This is a genomic window from Rheinheimera sp. MM224 (genome assembly GCF_947090785.1).
Classification (GTDB): Bacteria; Pseudomonadota; Gammaproteobacteria; order Enterobacterales; family Alteromonadaceae; genus Pararheinheimera.
In genome coordinates this window covers 3,570,424-3,587,263 of sequence record NZ_OX352320.1, presented here as the reverse complement: position 1 = coordinate 3,587,263, position 16,840 = coordinate 3,570,424, and the positions used below count along the sequence as shown (strand labels likewise).

Here is a 16,840-nt window from a genome sequence, read left to right as displayed (position 1 = left end):
TTAGATGTTTAAATAGTATTACAGGGTTTTGTGATTTATGCGCAAAGTTGGTGCGTTGTTGCCTTTTTTTTGTGCAGGTGGGTCTTGTCGACAAAGGTGATTTTTTCTTAACGATTCAGTAAAGTCTGGGCCTTGCTTCATCACAACAGCTTTTTGGAGATTAGATGCGCCAACCGAATTGGATTGCTCCGTCAATTTTATCTGCAGATTTCGCCCGTCTGGGGGAAGATGTCAGCCGTGTTTTAACAGCCGGCGCAGACATAGTGCATTTTGATGTGATGGACAATCACTATGTGCCGAATCTTACTTTTGGCCCTATGATTTGCAGCGCCTTACGCAATTATGGCGTGACAGCTCCGGTGGACGTGCATCTGATGGTAGAAAATGTAGACAGCCTGGTGCCTGCTTTTGCAGAGGCTGGTGCTTCTATGATCAGTTTTCATCCTGAAGCCTCGAAACACGTCGATCGTACCTTGCAGCTCATTCGTCAACACGGCTGTAAAGCAGGTCTGGTGTTTAATCCGGCCACGCCACTCACATACTTAGACTATGTGCTGGATAAAGTGGACTTAGTGCTGTTGATGTCGGTAAACCCGGGTTTTGGCGGCCAGTCATTTATTCCCGCTACCTTAAAGAAGTTGCAACAGGCGCGACAGATCATCGATCAAAGTGGTTTCCCCATCCGGCTGGAAATTGATGGTGGTGTGAAGGTTGAAAATATCCGCGAGATAGCAGAAGCAGGCGCTGATACTTTTGTGGCAGGTTCTGCTATTTTCAGCCAGAGCGACTATCAAAAAGTCATAGATCAAATGCGTGCAGAACTGGCCGGAGTCAGTTAGTGCGGTCTTTTCAGTTATTAGCTTTTGATTTAGATGGCACTTTGGTCGACAGTGCCCCCGATATTTTACCCGCTTTAAATCAGATGATGGCAAAGCTCGGTAAAGAGCAGGTCAGTCTGACGCAGGTTCAGCATTGGCTCGGCAATGGGATGGCCATACTGATTAAAAGAGCACTAACAGGCGAGCTTCATCCGGCCCAATGGGATGCAATGCAGTTTGAGCAGGCCCAGCAGTTATTTATTGGTTTTTACCAACAAAGCAACGGCTCTGCGACCCGCTTGTTTGATCAGGTTCCAGAAGTGTTAGAGCACTTAAGCAGGCTTTATCCGCTCGCTCTGGTCACCAATAAACCCCGGCAATTCACAGAACCTTTGTTACAGCACTTGGGTATCAGGCACTTTTTTAAAGCCGTCTGGTGTGCTGATGATGTGGCTAAAGCCAAACCTGAACCCGATATGCTGCTTGCGCTGGCAAAGCAGCAACAGCTGTTACCTGCGGATATTTTACTGGTAGGGGATTCCGAAAACGATATATTTGCTGCCCGCGCCGCTGGTATGCCTGTTATTGCGCTGAGCTACGGGTATAATCACGGCCAATCCATTACGCATAGTCAGCCGGATCTGGTGTTGGAGTGTTTTTCTCTGCTGCCAGATGCCATTTGTAGTTTAGAACAGGAAAGATAGATGTCAGAGTCAAAATCCATTACGCCAAAAGCAAAACCTATAGTCTTAAGTGGTGCTCAGCCTTCAGGTCAGCTCACCATAGGCAATTATCTGGGAGCTTTGCGCCAGTGGGACAGGATGCAGGACGACTACGATTGTTTGTACTGTATCGTGGATTTGCACGCTATCACTGTGCGTCAGGACCCTGCGGCACTGCGTAATGCGTCGCTGGATAGTCTGGCCTTGTATCTGGCCTGTGGTATAGATCCAAATCGCTCCAGCGTCTTTATGCAATCTCACGTGCCGGAGCACAGCCAGCTAAACTGGATTTTAAATTGCTACACCCAGTTTGGTGAATTAAGCCGTATGACGCAGTTTAAAGATAAATCTGAACGTCACAGCAATAACGTCAATGCGGGTTTATTTACTTATCCTGTGCTGATGGCGGCCGATATACTGGTGTATAACGCGCATCAAATTCCGGTTGGTCATGATCAGAAACAACACCTGGAACTGGCTCGTGACATTGCTACACGTTTTAACGCGCTGCACGGTGATATTTTTACTGTGCCAGAACCTTATATCCCGGGTGTAGCGGCGCGCGTGATGAGTTTGCAGGAGCCAACAAAAAAAATGTCCAAGTCGGATGAGAATCCATGGAATTTTGTTGGTTTGCTGGAAGATCCAAAGATGATCAGCAAGAAATTCAAAAAGGCTATGACGGACTCAGAAGATCCACCTCGTGTCACTTATGATCTGGAAAACAAAGCAGGTGTAGCCAACCTGTTGAGTATTTTAAGTGGCGTTACGGGTAAGCCAATTGACAGCCTGGTCGCTGAGTACGAAGGCAAAATGTACGGTCACTTAAAAGGTGACGTGGCAGATGCTGTGATTGCGTTATTAGAACCTGTGCAGGCCAAATTCCATGAAATCCGTCAGGATCAAAGCCTGATGAATCAGGTATTAAAACAAGGTGCAGCAGAGGCAAGAGCCCGTGCTTCTGTCACACTGCAGAAAGTGTATGACGCTGTAGGTTTTGTTTTACCAACGTAATTGATAATAGTGCTGTAAAAGCCGGATTGTTATGATTTTATTGATAGATAATTACGATTCTTTTACCTACAATTTAGTTCAGTATTTTGCTGAATTAGGTGAGCAGGTGCTGGTGCGTCGTAATGATGAAATCAGCCTGACGCAAATAGCCGCCATCCGGCCTTCGTATCTGGTGATCTCACCAGGCCCTTGTAGTCCGGACCAGGCTGGTATTTCACTGGCCGCTATTCAACATTTTGCCGGGCAAATTCCTATATTGGGGGTTTGTCTGGGGCATCAGGCGATAGCTCAGGCCTTTGGTGCCAAGGTAGTTCGGGCTAAAACCGTGATGCATGGCAAAAACTCGCTGATTAAACATCGGGATCAAGGCCTGTTCAAAGGGTTAAATAATCCCTTGAGTGTGACACGTTACCACTCTTTGGTGGTCGATAAAGAGTCAGTTCCGGATGATTTTAATATCGAGGCCTGGACTGCAGCAGACGAATCGGAAATTATGGCGTTGTCGCATAAAAAATTGCCTGTGTATGGGGTGCAATTTCATCCCGAAGCCATCTTAACTGAGCAAGGACATCAGTTATTACAGAATTTTCTGACATTGTGCAAAGGTCTGAACAATAATGATAAATAAGGTGTGTACACACACGAGTAAAGGGTAGTTATGTCTTTGTCTTCCTCCTCATTGGAGCAGTTGTTTATAGATAATCTGATTGGTGTTGACCCTAATCAGAAACGCTTACGTTATTTGAAAAACCAGCAGCAAGAAACTGATGGTCGTCAGATGCTGGAAGTTGAACGTAAAGCACTGGAAGCTCGTCAGTCCGGTGAGAATGCGAAAAAAATCTTCCTCGATTTTACTCAGGCTCACTTGCATGATGAAGTTGCCCAAGAGCTAATGCAGCGCCTGAGCAGCATTGAAGTGGTCAGCAGTTCCTTGTTTGATTTAGGGCCAAATTTTCCGGCACTCATCGACGCCTTAAGTGCAAAGGCTGTGACGTTAAACCAGCTGGATCCGCTGATCAGCAATGTAGAATGGCTGAAAGAAGATGTACTGCGTTTAGTCAACCAGCCGCGCTACCGCAACAAAACCAGCTCAGGCAATATGGTTAAAGATATAAAAACCGCATTGCGTTTTTTAGGGGTGGAAGCCCTGCAGTCTTTGGTGCCTGTCTATGCGTTTCGTCACTGCATTCCGCATTCAACAGATCCTTTTGTTCAGTTTAAAGTGAAAATCTGGGATTACTCTTTAGCCACTGCTTTGGCGGCGCGCGCTATTGCTGATTCCCAAGGTTTGAATGGCTTTGTGGCTTTTTGTGCTGCTATGTTCCAGACCATGGGTCATATGGTGGTGATCCGTAACTATCTGCGCAGTTATGCTCAGGTAAAACGCACGGAATTGTTGCGTGCCCGTGATGCCCGCGATAATGAATTGACGGATGCTCTGGAAGCTTTAGACGCTGACGCTGGTTTCTTATCCAGCAGCATTGAAGAGTTTGCTGGCATCATCAGTGCCGATTTAATTGCCCGCTGGCAACTGAAACGTATGCCGCTGGCTGCTATTCTGGACCAAATTGTTGATGAAACTCCATTAAGTAGCTGCACGGATTTAACCCGTGTTGTTAAACAAGCCAATACCTATGTGCAGGTGAAGTTTTTAATTCAGGAGCAACGCATGGATGTTGATGATGCGAATAAAGCGCTGAATGAGGCTGGTGTTCACAATGAGATGCGTAAAATGTTGTCTCAGATTGACCTGAAAAAGCTGTCTTTTGAATAATTTCAAAAAAATTAGTCAATAAACATGCAGTTTTTTTCGACAGTACTTCTGCCACACTAAAAAACAAAGCAGATCAGCAGGGCTATTCGTTGCTTGATGTTTTTCTGCTCTGTTTCCTCACTGAAGCTAATAACTAGTTATTCACATCCTATGCAAAACTATCTGAAAGCCTTATTTTTCAAGGCTTTTAGAGGTTTCGACAGCAAGACTTTTCATTTTTTATCTGCAATAATGCGGTGAAGCATCTTTTTCCGTCCGCCGTTTTTTCGCTGAAAAATCAGCCAGAGCAAACTGCGGACTTTTATTGCAGCAGAGGTAAAAAATGGCAGAACATATTCAGGTCACCCGTGCACTTTTTGATGAAGTGATGGTTCCAAACTATGCACCGGCACCTATTATTCCGGTCCGTGGTCAGGGCTCTCGTGTCTGGGATCAGGCGGGTCGTGAATACGTTGATTTTGCAGGTGGTATAGCAGTGAATGCCTTAGGTCATTGCCATCCGGCGTTAGTTTCCGCCTTAAAAGAGCAAGCCGATAAGTTATGGCATTTGAGCAATGTCATGACCAACGAGCCGGCTTTGCGTCTGGCACAGAAGTTAGTCAACAGTACCTTTGCTGAAAAAGTCTATTTTGCCAACTCTGGTGCTGAAGCGAACGAAGCCGCTTTAAAGCTGGCTCGTCGTTGGGCATTGGATAATTTTGGTGCGCAAAAACAGCAAATTATCTCTTTTGGCAAAAGTTTCCACGGCCGTACTTTTTTCACTGTGACAGTGGGTGGACAGGCTGCGTATTCAGATGGTTTTGGTCCTAAACCTGGTGGAATTGAGCATGCCGAATACAATAACCTTGAAAGCTTAAAAGCGCTGATGTCGGACAACACTTGTGCTGTGATATTAGAGCCTCTGCAAGGTGAAGGCGGTATTATTCCGGGCGACCCGGCTTTCCTGCAAGGCGTGCGTGATTTATGTAATCAGTTCAATGCACTGATGATTTACGATGAAGTGCAATCTGGTGTAGGCCGTACCGGTAAATTGTATGCATACATGCATAGCAATGTAGTGCCTGACATTCTGACCACGGCTAAATCTTTAGGCGGTGGTTTCCCTATTGGCGCTATGTTGACCACTACTGCTATTGCCAGTCATTTAAAAGTAGGCACTCATGGCAGTACCTATGGCGGCAACCCGCTGGCTTGTGCTGTAGCCGAAGCCGCTTTGGATACTATCAACCAGCCTGAAGTCTTAAATGGCGTACTGGAGCGGGAAAAACTGTTCCGCCGTGAACTGGCTGCTATCAACGAAAAACACAATGTATTCAGTACGGTGCGTGGTCAGGGTATGTTGCTGGGTGCTGTATTAAACGATGAGTTTAAAGGCCGTTCACGTGACTTTTTCCTTGCCTCTGCTGATCAAGGCTTATTTGCTTTAGTTGCAGGCCCGGATGTTATTCGTTTTGCCCCTTCGTTAGTGATCCCTGAAGCAGACATTATCGAAGGTTTTAAGCGTTTTGAAAAAGCAGTAGCACAAGTGAAACAAGGCTAATTTTTGCCTCTGTACACTGAGTGACTACTAATACAATAAAGCAAAAAATGAAGCGCCCGCTACGATCGGGCGCTCTGAAGCAAAATAACTGGAGTAAGCGACTATGATGGTCATTCGCCCAATCCGAGCCGAAGATTATGCTGAACTGTACGACATTGCTGTCGAATCAGGTCATGGCTTTACTTCGTTGCCCGTCAATGATGAGTTGTTACAACGTAAGATCAGCCGATCCGAAGCCTCCTTTGCCAAAAAGGTTGAGAAGCCAGGTGATGAAGGCTATCTGTTTGTACTGGAAGACCCTGAAACCGGCGCTGTAGTTGGCACCAGTGCTATCGAAGCTGCTGTAGGTCTGGAAGATGCGTTTTATCATTACCATTTAGGTAAAGTAGTGCATACGTCCCGCGCTTTAGGTGTCTACAACCCGGTAGATATTCTGACGTTGTGTAATGACTACACCGGAGTGTCAGAGCTTTGTACTTTGTTTTTACGCGAGTCGAGCCGTAAGAAAAACAATGGTCGTTTGCTATCGAAGTTCCGCTTTTTGTTTATCGCCGAATTCCGTTCGCGTTTTGCTGACCGGGTCATCGCTGAGATGCGTGGCGTGTCGGATGAAGATGGTCACTCTCCGTTTTGGAAATGGCTGCAGGACAGCTTCTTCTCAGTTGATTTCCCCACAGCTGACTACCTGACAGGTATAGGCCAGAAGGTATTCATTGCCGAACTGATGCCAAAATATCCGATTTACGTCACCTTATTAAGTAAAGAAGCTCAGGCTGTCATTGGTAAAGTGCACGAAAAAACCCGTCCGGCTTTAGCCTTGCTGCAATCGGAAGGTTTTTCCAATACAGGTTATGTCGATATTTTTGATGCAGGCCCTACAGTTGAAGCCAAAGTAGAGCATATCCGCAGTGTGCGGGGCAGTCGTAAGCTGCAAGTTCAGATTGGTACTGTCACAGGTGGTCAATCCTATATGGTGTCAAACACCAAACTGGAAGACTTCAGAGCGACCTGGCTTTATCTGCAACTGGAAGAAGACAGCACCCAGGTGATCTTACCTGCTGAATGTGCGCAACTATTGCAGGTGGGTAACGGCGACTGGGTGCGTTTAGCCCGGATTTAATCTTTAAGGGACCAGGATCATGACAGAACTCGCAGTACAATTTATCAATGGCCAGTGGCAACAAGGTGCGGGCCCATTATTCAGATCAACAAATCCGGCGAAACAACAGGTTATATGGCAAGGCCAGAGTGCTGACTCCATTCAGGTCAGCAGTGCTATCGAAGCCGCCAGAGCAGCGTTTGAACATTGGAGCGAATTAAGTTTTGATCAGCGTTTACAGATAGCCCGTGCTTTTGCTGAGCAACTGACCGAGCACAAAGAACAGCTCGCTTTGTGTATCGCTGAAGAAACGGGCAAGCCGTTGTGGGAAACCCGTACAGAAGTGGCGGCTATGATAGGCAAAATCGACATTTCCGCCCGTGCTTACCAGGAAAGAACAGGGGTGAAAGAAAACCCTATGCCACAAGGCAAGGCCTGGATCCGCCACAAACCTCATGGTGTGGTCGCTGTGTTTGGTCCTTATAACTTTCCAGGCCATTTACCCAATGGTCATATAGTGCCTGCTTTATTGGCGGGTAACACAGTGGTGTTTAAACCCAGTGAGCTGACACCTAAAGTGGCAGAGCTGACTGTGCAGTTATGGCAAAAAGCAGGTTTACCTGCTGGTGTGCTGAATTTACTGCAGGGGGAAATTGACACAGGCAAAGCCATTGCCAGTCATCCGGGCATTGATGGTTTATTTTTTACCGGCAGCTCTGGTACTGGTCATTATTTGCATCAGCAGTTTGCCGGTCAGCCACATAAAATTCTGGCGCTGGAAATGGGCGGCAATAACCCTCTGATAGTGCAGAATGTGAAAGATATCGATGCTGCTGTGCATGACATTATCCAGTCAGCTTTTATTTCTGCCGGTCAACGCTGTACCTGCGCCCGCCGTTTGTATTTGCCTGTAGGTGCTGAAGGCGATGCAATACTGGCCCGTTTGCTGGAAGTGACTAAAGCGTTGAAAGTGGGTTTGTATGATGATGCTGATCAGCCATTTATGGGCACATTAATTTCTGAAAAAGCCGCTTCAGGCATGCTCAAAGCGCAGCAGGATTTAATAGAACGTGGTGCTCAAGTGTTGTTGTCTATGCAGCAACAAGCTCAAAGCCCGGCTATGTTAAGCCCTGGTATTCTGGATTGCAGCACGGTAAATGATATGCCGGATGAAGAGCATTTCGGACCGCTGTTAAAAGTATTCCGTTTTGCTGATTTCAGTGATGCAATCAAAGCGGCCAATAACACCAGCTTTGGTTTGTCTGCAGGTTTATTGTCGGATGATGAAGACTTGTATCAGTTGTTTTTCCGCAAAATCCGCGCAGGCATAGTCAACTGGAACAGACCTATCACAGGTGCGAGCTCTGCTGCTCCATTTGGTGGCATAGGCGGTAGTGGCAATCACAGAGCCAGCGCTTATTACGCCGCTGATTATTGTGCTTATCCGGTCGCCTCTGTGGAGCTGGAACAATTACAGCTTCCTGCGCAGTTGTCACCGGGTTTGCACTTCTGATCCCGGCAAAAGCTGTTTTTTAGTTTTATTTCAATCGGGGCATAGCCCCGATTTGTTTTATGAAAAAAAATTTGCTTAAATGACACTCACTTAACGACAACTTGTCTGGGCTTTTGTGCCATGCTCAGATAGAGTCTAGTATCCAGTTTTGTGCACTATAGGTGTCCTTTTTGTATGGTAACTGATAAACCCGGCTATGAGCATCTGATCCAGTTTTTGACAGAGCATTTGTCGCTGTTCGAACAACGTGGCCCTGTCGTCGCTGGAGCTAAAACTCTGGGTGAAGTGCTGGAAGAGTCCATCGCTGAACAAATTATCCAGCTCTGTACTCAGCATACCGAACTGGAAATGAACCATCGCAGCATGATAGTGCGTGAAGTGGATGGTATTTTGTATGACTTCCAGGAAGTTTTGGCTTCTGTGCTGGAAGAGCCCGCCACAGCACAACAAACTGAGCTGATCCAGGAAATATCATTGTTGATCAAAAACCTGTTTGATACCGCTATTGCAGCTCTGATGGATTAATCTTAACTAGCCTCATCTGACTGTTTTCCGTAAAATAACTATTCTTTATTACGGATAACAGGATCTCCTATGCAAGCCAGCGTAAAATGGGCCGGTGACCAGACCTTTATTGGTCGTTCTGACAGTGGCCACAATGTGGTGTTTGATGCTCATAAAGAAGGCAGCGCTGCTCCAAGCCCTATGGAAATGGTGCTGATGGCGGCTGGTGCCTGTTCTTCTGTTGACGTGGTCAGTATTTTGCAAAAAGCCAGACAGCAAGTCACGGATTGTGAAGTGATTTTAACGGGCGAGCGTGTAGAAACCATTCCTCGTGTATTCAGTAAAATTCATCTGCATTTTGTGGTGACAGGTTTTGATGTCAGCGAAAAGCATGTGGAGAAAGCGGTGAATCTGTCGGCTGAGAAATACTGTTCAGTGTCTATTATGTTGTCACAAAGTGTCGAAGTGACGCATTCTTTTAGCGTGAAACAATCCGAAGTACAGCCATCAGCTGAATGAATAAGGATTGCATCAGCGCTGTTCTATACTGAACAACAGCGCTGACTATTGAGGTAAAGAAGACGTGGTTAAACCTTTTGAAAAACTAAGACTGCATGGTTTTAATAACCTGACCAAGAGCCTGAGTTTCAGCATTTACGATATCTGTTATGCCCAGACTGAGCAGCACCGTCAGGAGTATATCTCCTACATCGACGAGCAATACAATGCTGACCGCCTGACCGATATTCTGAGTGAAGTGGTGGATATTATCGGTGCTAACATTTTAAATATTGCCCGGCAGGATTACGACCCACAAGGCGCCAGCGTAACTATTCTGGTTTGTGAAGAACCTATTGAAGGTTCACCGGACAACTCAGAAAACCCGGGCCCATTACCTGATTCTGTGGTGGCTCACCTGGATAAAAGCCATATTTGTGTGCATACCTACCCTGAAGTGCATCCACAGGATGGCATCTGTACCTTCCGTGCGGATATTGAGGTCTCAACTTGTGGTTTAATTTCGCCACTGAAGGCGCTGAACTTCCTGATCCACAGCTTTGAATCAGACATAGTGACCATAGATTACCGGGTGCGTGGTTTTACCCGTGATGTGAAAGGTGTCAAACACTACATAGACCATCCTATTCATTCGATTCAGAATTTTATGGACGAGCAGACTAAAAATGCTTTCCAGATGGTGGATGTGAATGTGTATCAGGAAAACCTGTTCCACACCAAAATGATGCTCAAAGAGTATGACTTGAACAACTATCTGTTTGGTACTGGTGTAGGCGAGCTGGATGATGGTGAGCGTAAAGCCATCAACAAAAAAGTGAAACGCGAAATGCGGGAAATCTTTTACGGCCGCAATTTACCGGAAATGGAATAACTCTGACCCTGCTATACCCAAAGTAATTGGAGTTGCAGATCGGCGGCACGTAGGGGCGTGGTTTATCCGCGCCCGTTCCGAAGCCAAACCAGTGCCGGAAACAGGCAGGCAACAAAGCTGCAGCTTCAAGTACGAAGGGGATTTATTCTAGCCAGTTAATTTGCCCCCTGGCCTGACGACGCTTAATAATCAGCTGCTCTACCAGCGGCGTTAAAATCAGCTCCATCGCTAAATTCATTTTCCCGCCTGGCACCACCAGTGTATTAACGCGCGACATAAAAGCGCCGTTGATCATTTGCAGGTAATAAGGGAAGTCGACATGTTTAATGCCGCGAAAACGGATCACCACAAAGCTTTCATCTAAAGACGGAATATCTTTAGCACTGAATGGGTTGGAGGTATCAACAGTAGGCACACGCTGAAAATTAATATGAGTGCGGGAAAATTGCGGTGTTATTTGATTCACGTAGTCATCCATACTGCGCACTATGCTAGACATCACAGCTTCGCGGCTATGGCCCCGTTCTGATGTGTCGCGGATAATTTTCTGAATCCACTCTAAGTTAACTATAGGCACCATGCCGATCAGCAAATCCACATGCTGAGCCACATTGTTTTGTTCTGTTACCACACCGCCATGCAAACCTTCATAAAACAACAAGTCAGTGTTGGGTCTTAAATCCTGCCATGGCGTAAAAGTACCTGGCAGTTGGTTATAAGGCACAGCTTCATCAAAGGTATGTAAATACTGTCGGACTTTGCCTGTGCCTGTTTCGGCATAACTTGAGAACAGCGATTCTAAAGCGGCAAAGTCATTGGCTTCGGCGCCAAAGTAGCTGATATGTTTGCCTTTCTCTTTAGCCTTACGTACTTCCAGATCCATTTCTGGTCTGCTGTATTTGTGAAAACAGTCGCCAGTAACAAAACCTGCATCAATACCAAGGCTGCGGAATATATGCGAAAAGGCACTCATGGTAGTCGTAGTGCCAGCACCTGAGGAACCTGTGACCGCAATAATGGGGTTTTTGTGAGACATAAAAAGCCAGGTTGTGTTGATTGTCAGCCGACTACCATAAAGGATAAAGTAAGGTCACTGCAAGCACAGTGATGAAGCTGCTGCTCATTAACCCACAAGGACTATCAAGTGCGACTACTTTCTCTTGCTTTGGCTGTTATGGCTTTGCCAGTGGCAGCAGCCTTGCCGCAATACAATTTATATCTGACTGATTTATCAAAAGATTTGTCTGTTTCCAACACCGTAAAGATTAATAGCACTGCAACTTATATCAACCAGCCAGCTTTTAGTGGTGATGGGGAGAGCTTGTTTTTTACGCTAGAGCAGGGCAAAGATGCAGCGGTGCAAACCGATATTGGGCGTTATCGTATCGCGGATAAAAAACAAGATGTGCTGACGAAAACAGCCTTAAGTGAATATTCACCGACTTTATTGCCTGATGGTTCAGGTGTCTCTGTGGTGGTAGTGGAAGCGGATCAAACGCAGCGATTATGGAAGCTGGACTGGCAAGGTAACGCTAGCTTGCTCAAGGCTGAACCCAAAGGGGTGGGTTACCATGCATGGGGACCCGAGCAGGATTTATTGTTGTTTATTCTGGGCGATAAAGAAGATAACCATACAGTGCGTTATCTGGATAAAAACGGCAAGCTGACGACGCTGGCGACAGGTGTAGGCCGTGCTTTAAGCTGGCAGCCGGGCACTCAAAAAGCTTATTACACTCAGGCAAAGGATAATCAGCTGTATTTAAGTTTTTATGATGTAAAGACGAAAACAGCCACTGAAATTGAACTGGCACTGCCGGCAGGAGGACAAGATTTAGTCTGGTGGTCGGCCGATACTTTACTGGTGTCTGCCGGTCCGCAAATTTATCAGTGGCAAGCCACAGGTAAACAAGGCTGGACTTTGTGGCTAGATTTATCCAAAGACTGTGGCACTGAAGTCAGCCGTTTTGCGCTCAATAAAGAGCGCAACCAGCTGGCTTTTGTTTGTAAGGCTTAAAACTTAAAGTCGATCAGCACAGGGTCATGATCCGATGAGCGGAACGGATCCGGTGCATACAAGTTTTGTTGCTGAGTGTTTGATTTAAACTCTGTGTTGTAATCCAAAACGGCAGGCTCGTCTGCATTGATATTCCAGTGCTGGAATTGAGTCAGCTGTTTGGCCATGCTTTTGCTGGCAAGGGCATGGTCTAAAGAACCGGTGCGACCTTTGTAGACATAAGAATAATGGCCCGCTTCACCTGTTGGCGCTAAATGCACCCAACCTGCTTGTTCCAGAGCATACACTGGGTCTTCCTGACGATAGGCATTTAAATCGCCAATCACCAACTGATGCGGTGTATTGACGCCTGTCGGCTGAGTCTGCAACCAGGCAGTTAAGGCTTTAGCCGCCTCAACACGGGATTGATTCCAGCAGCCCTGGCCATCTTTGTTATCACTATTCGCCTTGTCTAGTGCGCTAGCGTGCTGTTCAGGGCAACTGCCTTTGGATTTAAAGTGATTAATACTGACGGTAAAGGTTGTTGAAGCTGTTTTGGCTTTAAAGCTCTGCGCTAAAGGTGCACGTGAACCATAAGCAAATGGCCCTTGCGCTGTCACCGCAGCTTTACCTGCTTGAATCACTTTTTGCTGGTTATAGATAATAGCCACTTTAATCGCATCATTGCCTTGTGAAGCCTCTGGTTTTACAAAGGCATACCGCTCTTCACCTAAAGCTTTATTCAGTTCGCGCACTATAGTGGCTAAAGCACTGCGCTCTTCAAAACCATTATTTTCTACTTCCAGCAAACCTATCACGTCAGCGTCCATGCGGGATAAAGCCGCTATCATTTTTGCTTGCTGGCGCTGCAGCTCATTGGCATTTGTAGCGCCACGGCGTGTTGGGAAAGGATTGGTTGCGGTTTCACCGGTAAAAAAGTTCAGCACATTAAAACTGGCAACCCGGATTTGATCGGCAGCTTTGGCTTTAGGGGCTTCGGTTCTTGCATTGCTGGCTTCAAAATCAGGCACTTGTGCCGCAACTAATCGATAACCTTGTTTGGTTTCAATCAGATAACCCTGCAGGTTTTTTACTGTGTCACCCACCCGTACAGTATTCTTGGCCGATAAATTGCCGTCAGGGAAAATCACAGGGTCTGGATTTTGTTTAAAAATACCATCGTCCAGCGTTAGCTCGCTTAAACGCTGCTGCTGTTCAAAGGCTGTGGCAGCTTGGCCTGGTCGGTATAATTCAGTAGCAACCCAGAGTCTTTTATCGGCCAGCAACAACTCGCCATACCGCGACAAGCCGTAACTGTCATTGACGACTAACTGCTGAGGAAAAGACAAATACTGACCTTCCAAAGCTTCCCAGTCTTGCCTGGATTGCACTGGTAATTTAGCTACCACAGGTGTTGGTTTGGCTTGTTGGCCACATACCGAACTGGTTACGTCCACCAAAGCTGTCATGCCATTGAGTTCAGCGACTTTACCTTTCACTAGCAATTGCTGACCTGGTTTAGCGGTTCGAGCTATCTCTTTATCAGCAATAAATAAAGCTTCGCTGGTTTTGGGATTGTTGTCTGGAGTCAGGCTTTGCAGCAAAACACCAGCTGCTTTGCTATCTGGATAAAGCAGGGCAGTCACTACACCTGATGTAGACACAGTGTTATTTAACAGCGGGCTTTGTTTAACATCGCCCTGAATTGCTGCAATAGTGGTTTCAGTCTGACATGCAGCAGAAACAGCAAATGAACCAGTGGCAAGCACCAGTAAGGTAAATACAGAGAGTTTCATTAAAAGCGTCCTTGGGTACAAATACATAAGTACAGATGTGTACAGCCTAAGGCAGTCAGAAAAATCTACAAGGGTAAATCGTTGAATTTCGTATGAAATTGCTGTGAACGGCGGAACAAAAAGAATAAAGGCGCCAAACGGCGCCTTAAAGATAAAATAATACCCTAAGTAATTGATGTTGCAGTTAGGCGACAAGCCAGCGAGACCCCAGGAGCATAGTAGTCCTATGTGACTGGGGCGAGAGGCGAAGTCAACAACACTGCGGCTTCAAGTACGACGGGGATTTAATTTTTCTCGCGAGCTATGGCACGATAGCCTATATCCCTGCGGCTGAAGACGCCTTCCCACTGCACCTTATCAGTTAGCTCGTACGCCGCTTTTTGTGCAGCAGTTACGTTCGCTCCTAAGGCTGTGGCACACAATACACGACCGCCGGCTGTCAGCACCTGACCGTCTTTTAATACAGTGCCAGCGTGGAATACTTTGGCTTCACGGCTGTCTTCTGTAGGTAAACCTGAAATCACATCACCTTTGCGGTAATCATCCGGATAACCACCAGCAGCAAGCACAACGCCTACAGCGGCACGGCTGTCGAATTTAATTTCTTGCTGGGCTAATTTACCTTCCACAGCGGCCTGGCACAGTTCCACTAAGTCGGACTGTAAACGCATCATGATAGGCTGAGTTTCAGGGTCACCAAAACGGCAGTTAAATTCCAGCACTTTACAGGTGCCATCAGGCGATACCATCAAACCTGCATACAGGAAACCTGTGTAGATATGACCTTCAGACGCCATTCCATTCACTGTTGGGTAAATTACATTTTGCATGACCCAATCATGGACAGCAGGAGTCACAACTGGCGCCGGGGAATAAGCACCCATACCACCGGTATTTGGACCTTTGTCGCCATCATCACGGGCTTTGTGATCCTGAGACGAAGCAAAAGCTAATGCATGAGTTCCGTCGACCATCACAATAAAGGAGGCTTCTTCACCTGTTAAAAACTCTTCAATCACCACACGGCTGCCAGCTGAACCAAACTTGTTGCCAGCAAGCATATCGTCAATGGCTGCAAAAGCTTCAGCTTCAGTTTGGGCGATAATCACGCCTTTGCCTGCAGCTAAACCATCGGCCTTGATCACTATAGGAGTGCCCTGCTTTTCGATATAAGCTTTCACATAAGCTTTAGCTGGTTCTACGTCAGTAAAGTTAGCGTAAGACGCAGTTGGGATTTTATGACGGGCTAAAAAGTCTTTGGCAAAAGCCTTTGAGCTTTCTAACTGAGCAGAGGCCTGAGTTGGGCCAAAAATAGCTAAGCCTTGCTGACGGAAGGTATCAACCACACCTTTGGCCAGTGGTGCTTCAGGACCCACTATAGTCAAAGCTATGCCTTCGCTTTTGGCAAAAGCGGTCAGGGCAGGCACATCGTCTGCTGCAATAGCCACGTTGGTCAGATTAGCTTCCAGCGCAGTACCTGCGTTGCCCGGAGCTACAAAGACTTGTGTCACATGAGCCGATTGTGCTGCTTTCCATGCCAGAGCATGTTCACGACCACCACCACCTATCACTAATACTTTCATCGTCAGTCTCGCCTCAATCAAAAACTAAAAATATCAAAAACTAAAAAATCAGTGTTACTAAAACAAACAGCAGCCTATTTGGCTGCTGGTTTGCGGAATTTCAGAGTCATACGGTCACTTTCACCAATGGCCAGATACTTGTCTTTATCCTGCTCTTTTTGTGACAGAGTAGGAGGCAAAGTCCAGACCCCACCCGGGTGATCCGCTGTATCTTTTGGATTGGCGTTAATTTCGCTGCTCTCTTCTAAAACAAAACCAGCTTTTTGTGCCAATTCAACCGCAAGACTTTGCGGGAAGTAGCCTGATTTTAACCAGTCGGCTGTCTTTTTATCTTCTGGTAAACGGTGTTCGACTACACCTAATACACCACCCGGTTTTAAAGCTGCGTAAAAGGAAGCAAAAGCATCGATCATGCCTTGTTCACCTTTTTGCATATACCAGTTGTGCAGGTTACGGAAGGTCAGAACCACATCAGCGCTGTTAGCAGGAGCGACTTGTTGATTAGGTAACGGAGAGAATTCTGTGACTACGACCTGGGAGTAAGCATCACTGGCAGCCAGCTTCTCTTTAAATGCTTTGAGGTTGCGTGTTGCGTATTCTGAGGTACTGTTGGCCGGAAAATGAGCCGCGTAGTACTTGCCTTCTTTGGCGAGTAACGGAGCCAGAATTTCTGTGTACCAGCCACCGCCAGGGGATATTTCAACTAGTGTACTTTGTGGTGTCACCCCAAAAAAAGCTAAGGTTTCAACCGGGTGTCGGTATGGGTCTCGCGCTTTATTGGCTTCAGTACGGGCTGGGTTTTGCACCGCCTGCTGTAAAGCTGTGGTATCGGTGTTTGCAAAAGAAAACTGGCTAAGCACTAAACTGGATACTAAAACGAATTGCGATAACGCCTTCATAACACGATCCTTCTGAGTTAAAAACCTGCGCTAGTGTAACAAAGCACAACATCTTTTGCAGTGAGAAATCACCAGCGGCGATATTTGTGGGACGACAGACTAAAGCACCTAATTTTAGATGGCTGGACTGCCAAATTTCAATCAACAAAATTTTTACGCTGTGATAAAATGCCGCCCCTTGAATTTTTACGCTGG

At 46.5% G+C, this 16,840-nt stretch carries 16 protein-coding genes; 12 read left to right on the top strand and 4 right to left on the bottom strand.

Features of this window, described 5'->3' with window-relative positions:
* Nucleotides 1-164 precede the first annotated feature (164 nt).
* The 11 genes from rpe (at nt 165) to speD (ending at nt 10,374) form a co-directional block, all read left to right on the top strand.
* On the top strand, nt 165-839 hold the full coding sequence (rpe, locus tag OM978_RS16980; RefSeq protein WP_264343456.1) for a ribulose-phosphate 3-epimerase: 675 nt from the start codon (nt 165-167) through the stop codon (nt 837-839).
* Nucleotides 839-1,522: a phosphoglycolate phosphatase gene (locus OM978_RS16975; RefSeq protein WP_264343455.1), complete on the top strand. Its 684-nt coding sequence runs from the start codon at nt 839-841 to the stop codon at nt 1,520-1,522. Before rpe ends, OM978_RS16975 begins: the two co-directional genes overlap by 1 nt.
* The gene (gene trpS / locus OM978_RS16970; RefSeq protein WP_264343454.1) at nt 1,523-2,554 is read left to right on the top strand and encodes a tryptophan--tRNA ligase; all 1,032 of its coding nucleotides are present in this window, start codon (nt 1,523-1,525) and stop codon (nt 2,552-2,554) included.
* A gap of 31 nt (nt 2,555-2,585) precedes the next feature.
* Nucleotides 2,586-3,182 (top strand): anthranilate synthase component II, encoded by a 597-nt coding sequence (locus OM978_RS16965; RefSeq protein ID WP_264343453.1) that lies wholly within the window; start codon nt 2,586-2,588, stop codon nt 3,180-3,182.
* A gap of 30 nt (nt 3,183-3,212) precedes the next feature.
* On the top strand, nt 3,213-4,328 hold the full coding sequence (locus OM978_RS16960) for an HDOD domain-containing protein (protein WP_264343452.1): 1,116 nt from the start codon (nt 3,213-3,215) through the stop codon (nt 4,326-4,328).
* A gap of 322 nt (nt 4,329-4,650) precedes the next feature.
* A complete protein-coding gene (locus OM978_RS16955) occupies nt 4,651-5,868 on the top strand; it encodes an aspartate aminotransferase family protein (protein WP_264343451.1) in 1,218 nt (405 codons plus the stop codon).
* A gap of 103 nt (nt 5,869-5,971) precedes the next feature.
* Nucleotides 5,972-6,988 carry an arginine N-succinyltransferase gene (gene astA, locus OM978_RS16950; RefSeq protein ID WP_264343450.1) on the top strand — a complete coding sequence of 339 codons (1,017 nt, stop codon included), beginning with the start codon at nt 5,972-5,974 and terminating at the stop codon, nt 6,986-6,988.
* Between the two features lie 19 nt (nt 6,989-7,007).
* Nucleotides 7,008-8,480 (top strand): succinylglutamate-semialdehyde dehydrogenase, encoded by a 1,473-nt coding sequence (gene astD / locus OM978_RS16945; RefSeq protein ID WP_264343449.1) that lies wholly within the window; start codon nt 7,008-7,010, stop codon nt 8,478-8,480.
* A gap of 174 nt (nt 8,481-8,654) precedes the next feature.
* Nucleotides 8,655-9,005 carry a DUF3802 family protein gene (locus OM978_RS16940; protein ID WP_233008334.1) on the top strand — a complete coding sequence of 117 codons (351 nt, stop codon included), beginning with the start codon at nt 8,655-8,657 and terminating at the stop codon, nt 9,003-9,005.
* Between the two features lie 69 nt (nt 9,006-9,074).
* Complete coding sequence (locus OM978_RS16935; RefSeq protein WP_264343448.1) at nt 9,075-9,503, top strand: OsmC family protein; 429 nt, start codon at nt 9,075-9,077, stop codon at nt 9,501-9,503.
* 64 nt (nt 9,504-9,567) lie between these two features.
* A complete protein-coding gene (gene speD / locus OM978_RS16930; RefSeq protein ID WP_264343447.1) occupies nt 9,568-10,374 on the top strand; it encodes an adenosylmethionine decarboxylase in 807 nt (268 codons plus the stop codon).
* Nucleotides 10,375-10,516: 142 nt separating this feature from the next.
* Here the strand turns inward: speD and OM978_RS16925 are convergent, their stop codons facing one another.
* On the bottom strand, nt 10,517-11,410 hold the full coding sequence (locus OM978_RS16925) for a phosphoribulokinase (RefSeq protein ID WP_233008337.1): 894 nt from the start codon (nt 11,408-11,410) through the stop codon (nt 10,517-10,519).
* Between the two features lie 108 nt (nt 11,411-11,518).
* Here OM978_RS16925 and OM978_RS16920 point away from each other — a divergent pair, with 108 nt between their 5' ends.
* Nucleotides 11,519-12,388 carry a hypothetical protein gene (locus tag OM978_RS16920; protein WP_264343446.1) on the top strand — a complete coding sequence of 290 codons (870 nt, stop codon included), beginning with the start codon at nt 11,519-11,521 and terminating at the stop codon, nt 12,386-12,388.
* Here OM978_RS16920 and OM978_RS16915 read toward each other — a convergent pair.
* From OM978_RS16915 to OM978_RS16905, 3 genes are all read right to left on the bottom strand, one after another.
* Entirely contained in the window at nt 12,385-14,163 is a 1,779-nt protein-coding gene (locus tag OM978_RS16915) for an ExeM/NucH family extracellular endonuclease (protein WP_264343445.1), read from the bottom strand. The two genes, OM978_RS16920 and OM978_RS16915, sit on opposite strands and share 4 nt — an antisense overlap.
* A 284-nt stretch (nt 14,164-14,447) precedes the next feature.
* Nucleotides 14,448-15,746: a phosphoribosylamine--glycine ligase gene (gene purD, locus OM978_RS16910; protein WP_264343444.1), complete on the bottom strand. Its 1,299-nt coding sequence runs from the start codon at nt 15,744-15,746 to the stop codon at nt 14,448-14,450.
* A gap of 74 nt (nt 15,747-15,820) precedes the next feature.
* A complete protein-coding gene (locus OM978_RS16905; RefSeq protein ID WP_264343443.1) occupies nt 15,821-16,645 on the bottom strand; it encodes a class I SAM-dependent methyltransferase in 825 nt (274 codons plus the stop codon).
* Nucleotides 16,646-16,840 lie beyond the last annotated feature (195 nt).